The sequence below is a fragment of the Nitratireductor alexandrii genome (assembly GCF_004000215.1).
In the GTDB taxonomy this organism is placed as follows: Bacteria; Pseudomonadota; Alphaproteobacteria; order Rhizobiales; family Rhizobiaceae; genus Mangrovimarina; species Mangrovimarina alexandrii.
Genome location: NZ_RBVY01000003.1, coordinates 53,927 through 72,038, shown reverse-complemented (window position 1 = coordinate 72,038; position 18,112 = coordinate 53,927). Strand labels below are relative to the sequence as shown.

General features: G+C 65.8%; 11 protein-coding genes. 8 read left to right on the top strand and 3 right to left on the bottom strand.

Translation table 11 applies throughout. The features are described 5' to 3' along the window. The first annotated feature begins 130 nt into the window (after positions 1-130). The 8 genes from secA (at position 131) to phoB (ending at position 13,670) form a co-directional block, all read left to right on the top strand. Entirely contained in the window at positions 131-2,860 is a 2,730-nt protein-coding gene (secA, locus tag EP380_RS06955; protein WP_127597646.1) for a preprotein translocase subunit SecA, read from the top strand. A 191-nt stretch (positions 2,861-3,051) separates the two neighbouring features. Beyond that, positions 3,052-6,771: a PAS domain-containing hybrid sensor histidine kinase/response regulator gene (locus tag EP380_RS06950; RefSeq protein WP_238719767.1), complete on the top strand. Its 3,720-nt coding sequence runs from the start codon at positions 3,052-3,054 to the stop codon at positions 6,769-6,771. 502 nt (positions 6,772-7,273) lie between these two features. Beyond that, complete coding sequence (locus EP380_RS06945) at positions 7,274-8,278, top strand: substrate-binding domain-containing protein (RefSeq protein ID WP_106573291.1); 1,005 nt, start codon at positions 7,274-7,276, stop codon at positions 8,276-8,278. A gap of 115 nt (positions 8,279-8,393) precedes the next feature. Then, positions 8,394-9,782: a phosphate ABC transporter permease subunit PstC gene (pstC, locus tag EP380_RS06940; RefSeq protein WP_106573290.1), complete on the top strand. Its 1,389-nt coding sequence runs from the start codon at positions 8,394-8,396 to the stop codon at positions 9,780-9,782. Then, a complete protein-coding gene (gene pstA / locus EP380_RS06935) occupies positions 9,775-11,379 on the top strand; it encodes a phosphate ABC transporter permease PstA (protein ID WP_127597641.1) in 1,605 nt (534 codons plus the stop codon). Before pstC ends, pstA begins: the two co-directional genes overlap by 8 nt. Positions 11,380-11,392: 13 nt before the next feature. Beyond that, the gene (gene pstB / locus EP380_RS06930) at positions 11,393-12,208 is read left to right on the top strand and encodes a phosphate ABC transporter ATP-binding protein PstB (protein WP_106573288.1); all 816 of its coding nucleotides are present in this window, start codon (positions 11,393-11,395) and stop codon (positions 12,206-12,208) included. 40 nt (positions 12,209-12,248) lie between these two features. Further along, complete coding sequence (phoU, locus tag EP380_RS06925) at positions 12,249-12,962, top strand: phosphate signaling complex protein PhoU (protein ID WP_106573287.1); 714 nt, start codon at positions 12,249-12,251, stop codon at positions 12,960-12,962. A gap of 18 nt (positions 12,963-12,980) precedes the next feature. Then, entirely contained in the window at positions 12,981-13,670 is a 690-nt protein-coding gene (gene phoB / locus EP380_RS06920; RefSeq protein WP_106573286.1) for a phosphate regulon transcriptional regulator PhoB, read from the top strand. A gap of 15 nt (positions 13,671-13,685) precedes the next feature. Here the strand turns inward: phoB and EP380_RS06915 are convergent, their stop codons facing one another. Genes EP380_RS06915 through EP380_RS06905 form a run of 3 tightly spaced genes read right to left on the bottom strand, consistent with a single transcriptional unit; the run spans position 13,686 to position 18,096 of the window. After that, on the bottom strand, positions 13,686-15,416 hold the full coding sequence (locus EP380_RS06915; RefSeq protein WP_127597639.1) for an FG-GAP-like repeat-containing protein: 1,731 nt from the start codon (positions 15,414-15,416) through the stop codon (positions 13,686-13,688). After that, positions 15,413-16,852: a cytochrome c family protein gene (locus tag EP380_RS06910; RefSeq protein ID WP_127597637.1), complete on the bottom strand. Its 1,440-nt coding sequence runs from the start codon at positions 16,850-16,852 to the stop codon at positions 15,413-15,415. The genes EP380_RS06915 and EP380_RS06910 overlap by 4 nt, the downstream gene beginning before the upstream one ends. Further along, on the bottom strand, positions 16,849-18,096 hold the full coding sequence (locus tag EP380_RS06905; protein WP_127597635.1) for an ROK family transcriptional regulator: 1,248 nt from the start codon (positions 18,094-18,096) through the stop codon (positions 16,849-16,851). Before EP380_RS06905 ends, EP380_RS06910 begins: the two co-directional genes overlap by 4 nt. Positions 18,097-18,112: the final 16 nt, after the last annotated feature.

Genomic DNA, 18,112 nt, shown 5'->3' with positions numbered 1-18,112 from the left:
ATCTGTCCTTCGGCTTCGCGTCCAGAACCGTTTTCCGGACGCATTTTATATCCTTGATCCGCTCAAATCGCGATCGTAAGCACGTTTCGGCCGGTTCAGCCGGAAAATAATTGATCGAAAGGACCATCTGATGGTCAGCCTCGGTGTCCTCGCCCGCAAGATATTCGGTTCGTCCAACGACCGCCGCATCAAGGGGCTTCGGCCGCGTGTCGAGGCGATCAACGCGCTCGAGCCCGAAATGGAGGCGCTGACGGACGCTCAGCTCCAGGCCAAGACGGCTGAGTTTCGCGACAAGGTCGCCGCCGGAGCCTCGCTCGACGACCTGCTGGTGCCGGCCTTCGCCACCGTGCGCGAAGCCGCCAAGCGCGCACTCGGGCTGCGGCCCTTCGACGTGCAGCTCATCGGCGGCATGGTGCTGCACGACGGCTCGATCGCGGAGATGAAAACCGGCGAGGGCAAGACGCTTGTCGCCACGCTGCCGGTCTATCTGAACGCGCTCGAGGGCAAGGGCGTTCACGTGGTGACGGTCAACGACTATCTCGCCCGCCGCGACGCGGAGTGGATGAGCAAGGTCTACGGCTTCCTCGGCCTGACCACCGGCGTCATCGTGCACGGTCTTTCGGACGACGAGCGGCGTGAGGCCTATGGTTGCGACGTCACATACGGCACCAATAACGAGCTCGGCTTCGACTATCTGCGCGACAATATGAAATATGAGCGCGCCCAGATGGTGCAGCGCGGTCACAATTACGCGATCGTCGACGAGGTCGATTCCATTCTGATCGACGAGGCGCGCACGCCGCTGATCATCTCCGGCCCGCTCGACGACCGCTCCGAACTCTACAACCAGGTCGACACGTTCATTCCGGGCCTGGACGAGGCCGATTACGAGATCGACGAGAAGCAGCGCACCGCGACCTTCACCGAGCAGGGCACGGAAAAGGTCGAAAACCTGCTGCGCGACGCGGGCATGTTGAAGGGCGAGTCGCTCTACGACGTGGAAAACGTCGCCGTCGTGCACCACATCAACAACGCGCTGAAGGCGCATCGCCTGTTCCAGCGCGACAAGGACTATATCGTGCGCGATGGCGAAGTCGTCATCATCGACGAATTCACCGGCCGGATGATGCCGGGCCGTCGCTTTTCGGAGGGGCTGCACCAGGCGCTCGAGGCCAAGGAGCACGTCCAGGTCCAACCCGAAAACCAGACGCTGGCCTCCATTACCTTCCAGAACTATTTCCGCATGTACGACAAGCTCGCCGGCATGACCGGTACGGCCTCGACCGAGGCCGAGGAATTCGGCAATATTTACGGCCTGGGCGTTTCGGAAATCCCGACCAATCTGCCGGTCGCGCGCCTGGACGAGGACGACGAGGTCTACCGCACCGCGGAGGAAAAATTCCGCGCCATCGTGCGCGAGATCCGCGACGCCAACGCGCGCAGCCAGCCGATCCTGGTCGGCACGACCTCGATCGAGAAATCGGAATATCTGGCCGAGCTGATGCGCAAGGAAGGTCTGCCGGGCTTCGAGGTCCTGAATGCCCGCCATCACGAGCGCGAGGCGCAGATCATTGCCCAGGCCGGCAAGCCGGGTGCGATCACGATCGCCACCAACATGGCCGGTCGCGGCACCGATATCCAGCTTGGCGGCAACGCCGAATTGCGGATTCAGGACGAACTGGGCGACATGCCGGACGGCCCCGAGCGCGAAGCGCGGGAAAAGGCAATCCGCGAGGACGTGTTGCGGCTGAAGGGCGAGGCGCTGGCCGCCGGCGGGCTCTACGTGCTGGCCACCGAGCGCCATGAAAGCCGGCGCATCGACAACCAGCTGCGCGGCCGCTCCGGCCGTCAGGGCGATCCGGGGCGCTCCAAATTCTTCCTGTCGCTGCAAGACGATCTGATGCGCATCTTCGGGTCCGAGCGCATGGACGGCATGCTCAAGAAGCTTGGCCTGAAGGAAGACGAGGCGATCATCCATCCTTGGATCAACAAGGCGTTGGAGAAGGCCCAGAAGAAGGTCGAGGCGCGCAATTTCGACATCCGCAAAAACCTGTTGAAGTTCGACGATGTGATGAACGACCAGCGCAAGGTCGTGTTCGAGCAGCGGCTCGAATTGATGGACGGGGAGAACCTGTCCGACACCGTCGCCGAAATGCGCCAGGACGTGATCGACGACCTGGTCGCCAAGCATATCCCTGAAAACGCCTATGCCGAGCAGTGGGACGTCGACGGCCTCAAACAGGGCGTTGCGGCCTATCTCAACCTCGATCTGCCGGTCGAGGAGTGGGCCATGGAAGAGGGGATCGACGAGGAGGCCATCCGCGAGCGTCTCACCGAGGCCACGCAAAAGGCGGCCGCCGAACGCGCGGAACGCTTCGGCCCGGAAGTCATGACCTATGTCGAAAAATCGATCCTGCTGCAGACGGTCGACCATCTGTGGCGCGAGCACCTGGTCAATCTCGACCATCTGCGTTCGGTGATCGGCTTCCGCGGCTACGCGCAACGCGATCCGCTCAACGAATACAAATCCGAAGCGTTCGAACTCTTCCAGGGCATGCTCGGCAATCTGCGCCAGGCGGTGACGGCACAACTCATGCGTGTTGAGCTGGTGCGCGAGGCCGCGGACGCACCGATGCCGGAAGCGCCGGAGGCGGAAGGCCATCATCTCGACGCCAGCACCGGCGAGGACGATTTCGACGACGGCGACGGCGCGCTCGCCTTGCTGCAGTCCTCGCGCACGGTTGCGCCGGAGGATCGCGATCCGCAGGATCCGTCGACCTGGGGCAAGGTGGGCCGCAACGAGGCCTGTCCGTGCGGGTCCGGCAAGAAGTTCAAGCATTGCCACGGCGCGTTCGCCTGAGGCCGGCGCGGACCGGACTCGCTCCTGACGGGCAACAGGGTTAGCGGAACGTTAAGCGTTGTCGCGCATCCTTGATCGGCAAGAGGTGCCGAAAGGACGCCGCGAGGGTGGAGCGAGGCGACAACAGTCCCGGTAAAGGCCGGAAGAAAGCAAAGCCGCGCGCTGTCAGGCGCGACCCGGAGCGGCTCGACGTGTCCGCAAGAGCCGATCTGTCGGCCACCGCCGAACTCCTGGCCCTGACCTGCGACTGGACCTGGGAAACCGACGCTGAGCATCGCTACACCGATATTGGCGAGGATTGCTCCGCCCTGACCGGGATCAAGCGATCGGGCATTATCGGCCATTCGCGGCTCGCCACGCTCGACCGCGACGCGGCGTCCGCCGAAGCCGCTGCCAGCCATCGCCAAACGCTTGCGGCGCGGCGTCCCTTCCGAGATTTCCTGCAGCGTGTACCCGCGCCTGGCGCGTCATGCCGCTGGGTGTCGCTGTCGGGCATGCCGAAACGCGACGCGGGTGGCGCTTTTGCCGGCTATCGCGGCACCGCGCGCGACGTGACCAAATTGATCGAAACAGTTGCGCCGAGCGCCGCTGCCGTCGCGGAGCCGGTGCCCGAAGCCGGCCGGACCAACGCGGAACGTCTGATGGCGGCGCTCAACGTCATGCAGGACGCGTTCGTCTATTATGATGCCGAGGATCGCATCGTTTTGTACAACGATGCCCTGTTTACGCTTTATCGCGGCATGGAGGACGTGATCCGGCCGGGACTGCCGGTCGGCGAATTCATCGATACCGGGCTCGAGCGCGGGATCTGGTCGACGGACGGGCTCGACGCGGCCGCATGGCGCGAAGCCTATTTCGAACGGCGCGCGCGGGAGCCGGACGCCGCGGTGACGCTGCGGCTTTCGGACGGGCGCTGGCTGATGCACCGCGAACTGCCGACGGCGGACGGCGGACGGATGGGCGTCTGCACCGACATCACGCCGTTGAAGCAACGCGAGGCGGAGCTCGCCGAGGCGCTCGAGCGGTCGCAACTGGCCGATGCGGCGATCAACAGCGTCGAGGACGCGGTGTTCGTCAAGGATTGCCAATTGCGGTTCGTGTTCGCCAACGAAGCCTTCGCGCGGCTGAACGGCACAACCGTCGCCGCCATATTGGGCAAGCGCGCCGCCGATATCGTGGCGCCCGCCGACGCCGTCCGGTTCGAGGACAGCGAGCGCGCGGTGCTGGCCAGCGGCGAGGCCTACGAGATCGAGGAGGATTTCGACCATGCCGGCGTCGCGCGGTCGCATCTGGTGCGCAAAACCCGCCTCGAGACCGCGACCGGCACCGCTTATGTCGCCGGCTTCGTTTTCGATATCAGCGACATCAGGCGGCGCGAGCGCGAAGCCGACGAGGCGCGCACGCTGCTGGCGCGGGTCATCGAGACGCTGCCGGCCGGCGTGATCATCTACGACAAACAAGACCGGCTGGTGCTTTCCAACCAGCGCATCAAGGATTTGTTGCCGGCGCTGAGGCCGTTCACCGAGCCCGGGCAAACGTTGCGCGTTGCGATCGAGACCGCGCACGACGCCGGCTATTTCCGTCACTCCGGCGATCCGGAGCTGGACGCGCTGTTCGACGCAGATCGCGAGGCGTGGATCGAGCGGACGCTCGAGCGCTATCACGTGCGGCAGTCGGTGTCGGAACGCCGCAATCCGGACGGCCGCTGGCTCCGGGTCTACGACACGCGCACCGAAGACGGCCTTTTCGTCGGAGTTCGTGTCGACATTACCGACATGAAGCAACGCGAGGCGTCGCTGCAGGAAACCACGCGTGAGAACGAGCTCTTCCGTACGCTGATCGACAATGTGCCGGTCGCCATCTACGCCAAGCATCCGGATCTGCGCATTGCCTATGTCAATCAGGGCTGGTGCGATCTGACCGGTTTCGCCAAGGATACCGCGATCGGCCGTACCGATGTGGAGGTGTTCGGGGCCGACGGCGAAGCCTATATGGAGGCCGACCGCGCGGTCCTGAAGACCGGCGAGATGCGGGTCATCGAGGAAACCGGTACCGACGCCGACGGCGCCCCCAACTATCGGATCGCCCGCAAGAGCACGATGATCGCCTCCGACGGGTCCTTATATCTGATCGGCTCGACCACGGACGTCACCGAACTCAAGCAACGCGAGGAGGAGCTGCGCGCCGCCGAGCAGCGCGCGGTGCTCGCCGACCGCGCAAAGTCGGAATTCCTGGCCAATATGAGCCACGAGATCCGCACGCCGATGAACGGCGTGCTGGGCATGGCCGAACTTTTGGCGAAAAGCGACCTCGATCAGAAGCAGAAAACCTTCACCGAGATCATCTTGAAATCGGGCAATGCGCTGCTGACGATCATCAACGACATTCTCGACTTTTCCAAGATAGACGCCGGCCAGCTCGTTCTTGATCCGGTGCCCTTCAATCTGGCCGAGGCCGTCGAGGACGTGGCCACGCTGATGTCGACCAGGGCGAAGGAAAAGGACCTGGAACTGGTCGTGCGTGTCGACCCCGATCTGCCGCGCATGGTGACCGGCGATGTCGGTCGGTTGCGCCAGATCCTCACCAATCTGGTCGGCAATGCGGTGAAGTTCACGGATTCCGGGCATGTGCTGGCCGACGTATCGGGCGCTGTCGACGCGGGACGGGTTTCACTGCGCTTCGAGATAACCGATACCGGCATCGGGATTGCGTCGGAAAAGCTGCCGACGGTCTTTGAGAAATTCAGCCAGGCCGACACCAGCGCGACCCGCCGGCACGAGGGGACCGGATTGGGCCTGGCGATCACCGCGCGTCTCGTCGCGCTTATGGGCGGCAAGATCGGCGCCGAAAGCACGGTGGGCAAGGGCTCGACCTTCTGGTTTACGGTCGAGCTGCCGGTCGCGGAGGAGGGCGCGCGCGACAACCCTGTCGCCGTCGACGTCTCCGGCGCGCGGGTGCTCGTGGTGGACGACAACCAGGTCAATCGCGCCATCCTGCTCGAACAGATGCGTTCCTGGGATTTCGACGCATGCGCGGCCGAAAACGGCGGCGAGGGGCTGGCGGTCCTGCAGGCGGCGGCAGCACTGGGGCTCGAGGTCGAGTGCGTGGTGCTGGACTACCAGATGCCGGGTATGAGCGGGCTCGAGGTTGCTGGCGCGATCCGCAACACTGCCGGTCTCGCCGGGACCGCGATCGTTCTTCTGACCTCGGTCGACCACGCCCTGACAAGCGCGGAATTCGCCGAATACGGTATCGACGCCCAGCTCACCAAACCGGTGCGCTCCTGCGCCTTGCTGGATGTGGTGGTCGAACAGATACAGCATCGGCGCGGCCGGCTTGGTGGCTTGCCCGCGACCGATAGTGCGCCGGCTGAAGACCCGGACAAAAGCGCGACGCCGGCCGTCTCCGGTTTCAGCCAGGACTCCTCGCAGTCCAACGCGGTGGTCGGACCCTCGGGCGGCAACGTTTCGCACGACGACGGCGCCCAGGCGCGACCGCCGCGCCGGGCAGCGCGGCTCGATATCCTCGTGGCCGAGGACAACGAGGTCAACCAGCTCGTGTTCGCGCAGATCCTGGGCGAAACGCCGTTCACCTACGAGATCGTTCGCAACGGCCGACTCGCCGTGGAGGCGCATGCCGAGATGCAGCCGGCCATGATCCTGATGGATGTCTCGATGCCGGACATGAACGGTTTCGAGGCCACCGAGGCGATCCGTCGCGTGGAGGCGGGACGTGGGGTCCACACGCCGATCATCGGCGTGACCGCGCATGCGCTCAAGGGCGATCGCGCGCGTTGCACGGCAGCCGGCATGGACGACTATCTGCCCAAGCCGATCAGCCCGAACGCGCTGTTGGCGAAGGTCTACAAGTGGCATGAAACCGCGGCCCCGCGCCGCGATCAGGGCGTTTGACGCCTTTTCGCGTTCCTTTGCCGATAAATGAAACCATGGTGCGATCACGCCATAGCGCACCCCCTATGGTTAACCGGTACCATCATCCCCATATTCAGCCGGATATCGTTTCCGGGCAGGATGAGCGGCGGCGGATCGAACACGGCAATCGCAAGCTCCAACCGATCCGGTTCCCACCAAGTCTGCCGCATGTGCTCCAGACGATGCACGCAACGCTCACCTGCCCGGCTTTTTATTCCGAAGCCTTCAAAGACCGGGCGCGCCGGAAAAATCTCTTGACGCCTGGCCGGTGCGAGCCGGAAAGAGGCGCGAAACCAAGTCCCTGATATGTGCGGATTATCGGCGACGCCGCCGCCTCGCCGGCATTGCGGCCGCGCAGCGCCCGTTGACGGCGTAATAGGCGCGACACAAAACCGTCATCGAACTGTAACACAGGCCGGCTAATCGGGGCCCGTCGCCGCTGGAGCGCGGCGAAGAAGAATTCCGAACAGGAGTAGGCCTCATGAAGAAAGTTCTCCTCACGGCGTCGGCGGCTGCCCTCGCCGTTGCGGCGTCCGCCGGTGTTGCGGCGGCGCGCGACCAGATCCAGATCGTCGGCTCGTCGACGGTGTTTCCGTTCACCACCGCCGTCGCCGAGAAGCTCGGCCAGAGCGGCGCGTTCAAGACGCCGGTCGTGGAATCGACGGGCACTGGCGGCGGCATGAAGCTGTTTTGCGCCGGCGTCGGTGAAGGCACGCCCGATTTCACCAACGCCTCGCGCGCCATCAAGGACACGGAACTGGCGAGCTGCAAGGAAGCCGGCGTAACACCGGTGCAGATCAAGGTCGGTTTCGATGGCATCGTGCTCGCCAATTCCAAGGCCGGCACGGCGGTGGAGCTGACCAAGGAGCAGATCTTCAAGGCTCTGGCCAAGAATGTCGAAGTCGACGGCAAGGTGGTCGCCAACCCGTACATGACCTGGGCCGATGTCGATTCGGCCCTGCCGGCCGATAAGATCGAGGTGCTCGGCCCGCCGCCCACCTCCGGCACGCGCGACGCGTTCGTCGAGCTGGTGATGGAAGAGGCCTGCCAGGAAGCGGTCGAGGCGGCCAATGAAAAGGCCTGCACGGAAATCCGCGAGGACGGCGCCTATGTGGAAGCCGGCGAGAACGACAATCTGATCGTGCAGAAGCTGGAGGCCAACCCGAAGGCGTTCGGCATATTCGGTTTCTCCTTCTTGGACCAGAACGCCGACAAGCTGCAGGGCGCGACGGTCGAGGGCGTCGAGCCGACCTTCGAAAACATCGCCTCGGGCGACTATGGCGTGTCCCGCTCGCTCTTCATCTACGCCAAGAAGGAGCATGTCGGCGTCATTCCGGGCATGGAAGAGTTCATTGCCGAATACACGTCCGAGGCGGCCTGGGGCCCCGATGGTTATCTCGCCGACAAGGGTCTGATCCCGCTGCCGGAGGCCGCCCGTGCGACGCAGGCCGAGGAAGCCAAGGCGCTCAAGGGCATGGGCTCCTGACACTATAAAGCATGGCGCGACCGGCTGTCGGCCGGCCGCGCCATGCGATCCCCGCAAGACCGGTGCGTTCGAGCGCCTGAGAGTTTGAGACACTGTTCCGGGTGGGACGTCGCCGATGGTTAGTTATCTCGTCCTGTTGCTGCTTGTCCTGGGTGTCGCGGCCTATTTCGTCGGGCGCTCGCGGGCTGTCGCATCCGTCGGTGGCGAGGTGTCGCGGCTTCACTCGCTTCCCGGCCAGCACGGCCTGTTTCTGGCCATGATCGCCGCCGGACCGGCGCTGCTGGCCGTCCTGATCTGGCGCATCGCCACGCCGGGTATCGAAGATTCGATCGTGCAGTCGCGCTTCGCGGCGGAACTGGCCGAATTCGGCGTGCCGCAGCTCCAGGCCTTTCTGCGCGATGCGCGCGCGATCGCCTTCGGCGGCATCGTCTCGTTCCCCGACGAAACCAAGGAAGCCGCGGCCGTGGTCTTCCGTTCGCTCCACCAGACCAGCATCTGGCTGATCACCGCGGTCGCGCTCATTCTCGCGGCTGGCGGCAGCTTTTTCGGCTATTCCCGGATCGCGCCGGCCTATCGCGCGCGCCACGTCGTCGAACGCGTGGTGAAGTGGTTTCTTATTCTGTGCTCGATGATCGCCATCCTGACGACGATCGGGATCGTGTTGTCGCTGATCTTCGAATCGATCCTGTTTTTCTCGGAAATTCCGATCTTCAATTTCCTGTTCGGCCTGCATTGGTCGCCGCAAAGCGCCTTTACCGGCGCCGGCGGCGATGCGGGCGACGTCAACACCGAAATCTTCGGCGCCGTGCCGCTGCTGGCGGGCACGTTGCTGATCACTTTCATCGCCATGCTGATCGCGGCCCCGGTCGGGCTGATGGCGGCGATCTACCTGTCCGACTACGCCACCCAGCGTGTGCGGGCGGTTGCGAAACCGGTGCTGGAGATCCTCGCCGGCATTCCCACCGTCGTCTACGGTTTCTTCGCCGCATTGACGGTCGCCCCCTTCTTTCGCGGCGTCGGCGAGAGCATCGGCCTTGACGTCGCCTCCGAATCCGCGCTCGCCGCCGGCGTGGTCATGGGCATCATGATCATCCCGTTCGTGTCGTCCTTGTCGGACGATGTCATCAACGCGGTGCCGCAATCCTTGCGCGACGGCTCGGCCGGGCTGGGCGCGACCCGCTCGGAGACGATCCGGCGCGTGGTGCTGCCGGCGGCGCTGCCGGGCATCGTGTCGGCCCTGCTTTTGGCCGTCAGCCGCGCGGTCGGCGAAACCATGATCGTGGTGATGGCGGCCGGCCTGGCGGCGAATCTCACCTTCAATCCGCTGGAGGCGGTGACGACGGTGACGGTTCAGATCGTGACGCTGCTGGTCGGCGACCAGGAATTCGACAGCGCCAAGACGCGTGCGGCTTTCGCGCTCGGCCTGCTCTTGTTCGTCATCACGCTGGCTCTCAATGTGATCGCGCTGCGTGTGGTCCAGAAATATCGTGAGCAATATGACTGATACCACCCTATCGACCGGGCCTGCCTCGCCCGACAGCCTTCACACCGGCGATGCCGCGAAGGCACGCCTGCGCGCGCGCTACGCCGCCGAGGCACGCTTCAAATGGCTGGGCGCCGGCGCGGTGGCACTGGCAGGGTTCTTCCTGCTGCTGTTGCTTTCCACAATCGTGACCAAGGCGCTGCCCGCCTTCCATCAGAACTATGTCGCGCTCGAGGTCGATCTGTCGGCGGACAAGATCGATCCGGCCGATCCGGGCGCGGCGAATTTTCTCGGGCTTGTCCATGACGGGATGGCCGGCGAGTTTCCGCAGGTCTCCGGGCGGCAGGAACGCCGGCTCCTGCGCGGCCTGGTCTCGACGGGGGCGGGCGTGATGCTGCGCGAAGCGATCGAGGCGGACCCGACCATGCTCGGGGGGACGCGCCGGATCGCCGTGCCGCTCGACGATTTCGCCGATCTTTATCTGAAAGGCCTGCTGGCGAAGTCCGGGCCGTCGTGCCGGATCGCGGGGGTCACGGTTTCGGGTGCGGGCGACGAGGTCGCGGTCGGCTTTCCCGACGACGCCATCCTGGCGATGGCGCGCGGCGCGGGTGCGGTGGACGGCGAGGACGGCGGCCTGCGCCTGACCAGCGGATCGCAATCGCTTTTGCTCGAGATCGCCGGCGGCACGCTGAAAATCACCGAATTGTCGACGGGAGAGGCCGGCGGCGCCATTGGCAAGGCGACGGTTCTGGAGCCCTTGGCAAGCGCGTCCGACATGCCGGACGACGCTATGTTGCGCACCATCGAGACCGCGGAAGCCAATCGCAAGATCACGGATCGCGAGATCGTCTGGCTCGACCGGCTCGCCGGGGCTGGAAAGATCGAGAACCGTTGGAATACGCTGTTTTTCTTCACCGGCGCCAGCCGCGAACCGGAACTCGCCGGTATCTGGGGGGCGGTGGTCGGCTCGGCACTGACGATGGTCGTCACCTTGGCGCTGTCCTTTCCGATCGGGGTCGCCGCGGCGATCTATCTCGAGGAGTTCGCAACCAAGAACCGGCTTACCAATCTCATCGAGGTCAATATCAACAACCTTGCCGCCGTTCCGTCGATCGTCTTCGGCCTGCTCGGTCTGGCGGTCTTTCTCAACTGGTTCAGCCTGCCGCGATCGGCCCCGCTTGTCGGCGGCATGGTGCTTGCGCTGATGACGCTGCCCACGATCATCATCGCCGCGCGCGCGGCGCTGCGGGCGGTGCCGCCGTCGATCCGCGAGGCCGCGCTGGGCATCGGGGCGTCCAAGGTCCAGACCGTCTTCCACCACGTCTTGCCGCTGGCCATGCCCGGCATCATGACCGGGACGATCATCGGCATGGCCCAGGCGCTGGGCGAGACGGCGCCGCTCCTGATGATCGGCATGGTCGCCTTCATCGTCGATATACCCGGCGGCTTCACCGACGCCGCCACCGTCCTGCCGGTGCAGATTTTCATGTGGGCCGATTTTCCGGAACCCGCCTTTCAGCAAAAGACGTCCGCCGCGATTTTGATCCTGCTCGGATTTCTTGTGATCATGAACGCCATCGCCGTCGTGCTGCGCAAGCGCTTCGAGCGGCGGTGGTAACGGAGTGAGGACGATGAACATGCTGACCGAAGCCGGTGTTGAACAGCAACTCGCCGACCAGGGGAACACCCCGGCCATCAAGATGCGTGGCAAGGGCGTGACCGTTCATTACGGCGACAAGCAGGCCCTTTTCGGGGTCGATCTCGATGTGCCCGAAAAGCAGGTGACGGCGTTGATCGGCCCGTCCGGCTGCGGCAAGTCCACCTTCCTGCGCTGTCTCAACCGCATGAACGACACGATCCCGATCTGCCGCGTCGGCGGCGATATCACACTGGACGGCGAAGACATCTACGACCCCAAGATCGACGTCGTCGAACTGCGTGCGCGCGTCGGCATGGTGTTCCAGAAGCCGAACCCGTTCCCCAAGTCGATCTACGAGAACATCGCCTATGGTCCGCGCATTCACGGCCTGACCAAAAACAAGGCCGAGCTCGATGCGGTGGTGGAATCGAGCCTGCGCAAGGCCGCCTTGTGGGACGAGGTCAAAGACAGGCTGCAGGAGCCGGGCACCGGGCTTTCCGGCGGCCAACAGCAGCGCCTGTGCATTGCGCGGGCGATCGCCGTGTCGCCGGAAGTCATCTTGATGGACGAGCCGTGCTCGGCGCTGGATCCGATCGCCACGGCCAAGGTCGAGGAGCTGATCGACGAGCTCAGGCAGAACTACACGATCGTGATCGTGACCCACTCCATGCAGCAGGCCGCCCGCGTTTCGCAGCGCACGGCGATGTTCCATCTCGGCTATCTGGTCGAGGAAGGGGCCACCGACAAGATGTTCACGAATCCCGACGACAAGCGCACGCAGGACTACATCACCGGCCGGTTCGGCTGACCGGGCGTTTGCGCGTTTTTTCGAATGCAAGGATGAACCGATGGGCGAACATATCGTCACTTCTTTCGGCGAGGAGTTGGAAGGCGTCGACCGCCTGATCCGCGAGATGGGCGATTTGGCGGGGACGATGGTCGCCGACGCCACGCGGGCGCTGTTGTCGTCGGACAATCCGCTGGCGCAGCGCGTCGTGTCTGACGATGCGATCATGGATGCCAAGCAGCGCGAGCTCGATGACCGGGCGATCACGCTGATCGCACGGCGCCAGCCGATGGCGCAGGACCTGCGCGCGGTGATCGGCGCGATCCGCATGGCGGGCGATCTGGAACGGATCGGCGACCTTGCCAAAAACATCGCCAAGCGTGTCGGCGCCGTCGGCCAGACGACCACGCCCAAAAGCCTGTCGCAGTCGATCGAATCGATGGCGGAGATGGTGCATGCCCAAGCCTCCGGCATCGTCGACCGCTATGTCGCGCGCGATGCCGCGGCGCTCAAGTCGCTTCGTGCCGGCGACGAGAAGATCGACATCAAATACACCGCCATCTTCCGCGAATTGCTGACCTATATGATGGAAGACCCGCGCAACATCACCGCCTGCACGCATCTGTTGTTCTGTGCCAAGAACCTCGAGCGCATCGGCGATCACGCGACCAATATCGCCGAGAACGCCTATTATGTGATGACCGGCGAACAACTCCCCATCAACCGGCCGAAGCTCGACGAAACAGCCGTTTCGAGCGCGGCGTCCGAAGCCTGACGGAGTGCCGACTTGGCTATGAATGCGGCAAAGATCATGGTCGTGGAGGACGAGGAGCCGCTTTGCGTGCTGCTCAAGTACAACCTCGAGGCCGAGGGTTATCAGGTCGAGGTCATCACGCGCGGCGACGAGGCCGAAATCCGCCTGCAGGAAAGCGTGCCCGACCTTCTGGTGCTCGACTGGATGATCCCGGCCGTGTCTGGGATCGAATTGTGCCGGCGGCTGCGCATGCGACCCGAGACCGAGCGCCTGCCGGTGATCATGCTGACGGCGCGCGGCGAGGAGAGCGACCGCGTGCGCGGCCTGTCGACCGGTGCCGACGACTATCTGGTCAAGCCGTTCTCGACGCCGGAGTTCATCGCGCGCGTGCGCGCGCTGCTGCGACGCGCCAAGCCGGAGGTGTTGTCGAGCGTCTTGAAGGTCGGCGACATCGTGCTCGACCGCGAGGCGCACCGCGTCTATCGCGGCAAGAGCGAGATCCGGCTCGGCCCTACGGAGTTCCGGCTTTTGGAATTCCTGATGCAGCATCCAGGCCGCGTGTTCTCGCGCAGCCAGTTGCTCGACAATGTGTGGGGCGAGACGATCTATATCGACGAGCGCACCGTCGACGTGCATGTCGGTCGGTTGCGCAAGGCTGTCAATGTCGGCCGGCTTCCCGATGTCATCCGCACCATTCGCGGGGCGGGCTACGCGATCAAGGATGGTTAGCGCCGGGCGGCGGTGTCACCGCGCGCTGCCGGCCTTCCAGCTGTCGCCGTCCTTGCGCCGAGCCGTGTCGGCGTGCGGTGCCTCGGGCGGATACCAGTAGCGCGCCGCGTCGGCCTCGCGCGCAATCAGCACGAAATTGTTGGCGAACACCCGGTAGGGCGCGCTCCATTCGCCGTCCGGCCACTTGATGCGCACCTGGGCCCGTTCGGCGGTGCCGAGCCCGACATGGACGAAGCCGGCATGGCCGGAGGCGTGGCCGCCGCCGACTTGTACCGTGCGACTATAGGTGTTGTTGCCGGCCTTGACCGAGATGAGCGCGCCGACGGCGTGGCGGTTGGGGGCCGGCTGGCTGAGCTCCACGGCCAGGAAATTGCCCATCGGCCTTGTGCCGAACGCCGTCCTGGCGCCGCGATTGCGGAACAGCGACAGGTTCTGCTCGCGGTTGACGACGGCCAAGTCCAGCATGCCGTCTGCGTTGAAATCGGTCACGACCGCGCCGCGCCCCTTGGTCGGCCGGTCGATGCCGGCCAGGTGGCCGGCCTCCACGAAGGTGCCGTCCCATTGGCCCAATAGCAAATTGTCGGGATCGACCGCGGCGAAGTCGGGCATGCGCTCGACATTGCCTTTGGCGATAAAGAGGTCGAGCAGGCCGTCATTGTTGAGATCGGCGAATTCGGAATGCCAGCCGGTGGACGGTTTCAAATCGTCGCTGGCGTAGGGGCGGTGAGCGGTCGCGCCCTTTTCGAAGGCGATGTCGACATAGGCGGGCTCGTCCTCGTCTGCCTCTTCGGAGAGCTTTTGCAGCTTGGTGTCGCCCATCGAGGTCAGCGCGTATTCGGGGAAGCCGTCGCCGTCGAGGTCGCCCTCGGCGATGCCCATGCCCCAGATCGTCAGGTGCTGCCAGCCTTCCGATTTGCGATAGGCGCGCGGCGGTCGGTCGGGCTCGACGCGCCAGAGCTGTTCCTGGCCGCCGCGATAATAATGCCGGTCATTGGTGATGCGCAGCGCCGGCGTTCCCGAGCGGTTCCAGTCGGTGAACAGCATCGACAGCGCGCAATAGCCGGGCCTGAGCGCGCTGGCGGCGGCATAGTCGGGCCGGGGGCCGGCGCCGGGCCGGTGGAGCCGGTTGTCGTGACAGGTGCCCCAGGGCGATCCGGGCGCGTTGCGGTCGACATAATTGCCGAAGGCGAGCGTGGGAAAGCGCCGGCCCTCCTCCCAGCTCGCCGCGAAGGCCGTCGTCCAGGCCCGCCCGCCGTCGAAGGCGAAGGCGCGATTGGCCTTTTCGAAGGCGCAGTCCGGTCGGCCCTTCAGGATCAGGTTTTCGCCGAGCCGCAGGACGACGAGGTCCTGGTGGCCGTCATCGTCGATATCGAGCGGATAGGCGCCGAGCACCTTGTCGAGGTCGTCCGGATCGAGGCCGAGCGGGGTCTCGTCGAAACGCAGCGCGCCGCCGGCCGTGCTGCGGTTGCGGTAGAGCCGGGCCGGTTCGCGGCCGCCGGCCACGAACAAATCGGGCAGGCGGTCGCCATCGCAGTCGAGTGCCGCCGCGCCGCCGCCGACGAAGAATTCCCACGGACCGCGATAGGCGTGGACGAGCCCTGCCGCGCGTGCCTGCTCCTCCATCACCGGCACGTCGCCCGTCGGGTCGCGCAGGGCCTCGTCGGCGGAAAGCGGCGCCGGCCAAAACGCCGCGGCGATCGCGGCCCGGCGCGCGAGACGCAGAATGGGGTGCGACCGGGCGGTCATGGCGTGACCCGCGCCGGCTCGATCACCAGGGTCTTCAAAAAGGCGATCAGGGCGCTGCGCTCGGTTTCGCCAAGCGCGAGGTAATTGTCGCGCGCCGCGCGCGCGTCGCCGCCATGGGCGCGGATCACGACATCGAGCGAGGGCAGGTCGTTGCGATGGCCGTAGGGATCGGTCGAGCCGACGCCCCATAATTCGGCCGTCATGAAGACGTTGCGTTCCACGAAACGCTGGGCGAGCAGCTCGTTGCCGAGCACGGCGACCTGGCGGTCGGCGATCCGATGGCGCTTCAGGTCGCCGAACAGCGGGACCATGATCTCGCCCTTGTCGTTGCGCGGCAGGCGTTTGGTCCATTCGAGCAGGGCAAGGTCGTAGATCGCGCCTTTCTCGACATCGCCGGTGCGCAGCGTGCCGGCCATGTCGTCGGGGCCGGGATCGGCGAAATCGAGCGAGGCCAGCGGCAGGAACGGCTTGTGGCAGGTCTCGCAGCCGATGGCGGCGAAAGTCGTTTCGCCGCGGGCGGCGGCCGCGCGCCAGGCGGCCTCTTCGGGCACGGCGCGCACCGGTGCCGGCAGGCCGGCCTGCCAGGCGACGAGCGCGGACACGTCGCCGACGCTGATCTCGTCGTCATGACCGTCGCCGTCATGGTCGCGCTCGCCGGTCCAGCGCGTGCCGAAACGCTCTTGCGGCTGCATGCCGTGATGATGGTTGAGCGCGTTGACGGTGAACTGGCGCAGCGACGTCATGACGCCCTTCTGGCTGAACGGCCTGACCGTCAGATCGGCGTCGACGCCCTCGATGCCCGTCAGGTCGAGCATGCCGTCGGGATGCGCGGTGATCGTGCCGTAATCGATGCCCTTGGCGGCAAGCGCACGGGTCGCCGGCGCGCCGGTCGCACGCGCCTCGGCGAGAGCGTCCCCGCGGATCGCCTTCAGTTCGGCGGTGATCTCGCGCGCCAGGAGCTCGATCAGCCCGGCGCCGAACAGGTGATTGGTGCCGCGCTCGTTGGAAAACTGCGGATCGGTGGAATCGAAATCGAAACTCTCGAACCCTTCCGAGACGAACACGTTGGCGACGAAATCGCCGGCGCCGCCCGTAACCGGCTGGTTGTGGCAAGACGAACAGGCATTGGAATCCATGCCCGACGTCCGGCTGAACGCGGTTTCGGGCGGCCGCTTGCGCTTGGTGGGAATGATGGCCTGGGTGGCGAGCGGGCGGCCGACGCCGTCGAGTGCGGTGAAGCGTCCGGTGAAGAGATGCGCGCCCGCCGCGCGCAGGCGGGCAAGCGCGTCGCGCTCGAGCCGCCCGGCAAGTGACGCCTGCTCGACGTGACGGGTGACGACGCGCTCGGCCCAGGGTTCCGTCCCGGTCGCCGGGCGTGCGGCAAGAAGGCCGGCGAGGGCGGCAAAGACGAGGCGCGTGAGGCCGCCGCGTGTCATGCGACCGCCCGCCCGACGCCGGCCGCGGGCGAAGCCGCGCCGCGCGCGAAGATTTCCCGGTCGACGAAGGTCAGGGCGCGCATGGCGCAGCCGGCGCGGATCAATGGCATTTCGTCGGGGTCGGTGTAGAAGCTCGGAATGGAGTGGTGCTGGCCGCCGGCCGTCTTGGCCAGCGCCTCCAGCATCGGCGTGCGGATCAGGTCGAAGGCCAGCGCGCCCTGACCGACGATTGCCACCGGTGCCGGGTCGAGGATGGCGAACAGGCTGCCGAGGCCGAAGCCGATCGCCCGGCCGGCCGCATCGAAGGCGCGGCGCTCCGGTCCGTCGGCGGCGCGCGCGGCGGCCGCCAGCGCGGCCATGTCGGCGTCGGCGATATCGGCGGCCGGCGGCGTGTCGTCGCCCAGAGCGCGGGCCGCGCGCCAGATGGCGTAATTGCCGGCATAGGCCTCGATGCATCCGCGTCGCCCGCACCGGCACAGCGCTCCGTCGGGGACATGGTTCATGTGACCGAATTCGCCGCCCGAGGACTTGGTGCCGATGAACAGTTCGCCGCGTACCATCATCCCCATGCCGAGGCCGTGCGACAGCAGGATGGCGATGAAATTGTCGCCATAGTGCCCGGGGTCCTTCGCGTTGAGCGCGACCGCGATCATGTTGCAGTCGTTTTCCACGGTGACGGGAATGCCGAATGCGTTCTCGAGCGCGTCGCCGAGCGGGATGTCGATCTCGCGCGTGATCGGCGACCACAGCAGCGTGCGTGCGCCGGCATCGGTGATGCCCTGGAAGGCGACGGCGATCCGCGGCACGTGCATGTCGCGATAGGTGGCCTCGTCGACCAGCGTGCCGACCATGGCGCGCACACTGGCGACGATCTCCTCGCCCGACATCGCCAGCGTGTCGAGCCGCGCCTGTTCGCTGACGATGACGTCGCCGGCATAGTCGATCAGGGCGGCCGACAGCGCGTTGAGCGACAAGACGACGGCGATCACGGCCGCCGCGTCGGGGTTGAGGCCGAGGGCGACCTGGGGACGGCCTCGCCGCGTGGCTGTCGCGTCGCCGTCGCGAAGCTTGCACAGGATGCCGTCCGACAGCAGGTCGGAGGTGATGGCGGAAACGGTGGACGGGCTCAGGCCGGTGCGGGCGGTGATCTCGGTGCGCGAAAGCTTTTCGCTGCGCCGGAGCACCGAAAGCACCAGGCGCCGGTTCTGCCGGCGCACATCGTCCGAACGTGCGATCGCCGTCATGCGGCGTCTTCCTCCC